The organism is Pseudarthrobacter naphthalenicus, from assembly GCF_029076445.1.
GTDB classification, from domain to species: domain Bacteria; phylum Actinomycetota; class Actinomycetes; order Actinomycetales; family Micrococcaceae; genus Arthrobacter; species Arthrobacter naphthalenicus.
In genome coordinates, this window is the sequence record NZ_JARESG010000081.1 from 1 (window position 1) to 734 (window position 734).

A 734-nucleotide genomic window follows, 5' to 3' on the forward strand; every position below is an offset into this window, starting at 1 on the left:
GCGTTCTTCCGCGGCGCGGGCTGGAACGTGATCAAGGTGGTCTGGGGCCGGGAGTGGGATGACCTGCTCGCCAAGGACACCGACGGGTCGCTCGTGAAGGTCATGAACGAGACCGTCGACGGGGACTACCAGACCTACAAGGCCGAGTCCGGCGGGTTCGTGCGGGACCATTTCTTCGGCCAGACCCCGCAGACCAAGGACATGGTCGCGGACCTCTCCGATGATGAGATCTGGAACCTCAAGCGCGGCGGCCATGACTACCACAAGGTCTATGCCGCGTATAAGGCAGCGACCGAGTTCAAGGGCAAACCGACCGTGATCCTCGCGCACACGGTCAAGGGCTACGGCCTGGGCCCGCACTTCGAGGGCCGCAACGCGACCCACCAGATGAAGAAACTCACCCTGGATGACCTGAAGAAGTTCCGTGACCACCTGCGGATCCCGGTCACCGACGAACAGCTCGAAAAAGACCTGTACTCACCCCCGTACTACCACCCCGGCTCCGACGCCCCGGAAATCAAGTACATGATGGAACGCCGCGCCGAACTCGGCGGCGCCGTCCCGGAACGCCGCTCCAAGCACCAGGACATCGCCCTGCCGGACGCGAAGACCTACGAGGTCGCCAAACGCGGTTCGGGCAAGCAGCAGGCCGCGACCACCATGGCCTTCGTCCGGCTCCTCAAGGACCTCATGCGGGACAAGAACTTCGGCAAGCACATCGCCCCGATCATCCC

At 63.9% G+C, this 734-nt stretch carries 1 pseudogene; it reads left to right on the top strand.

The annotated features are described in order from the left end of the window. Positions 1–734: pseudogene (locus tag PY310_RS21485) on the top strand (pyruvate dehydrogenase (acetyl-transferring), homodimeric type); the annotation flags it as partial.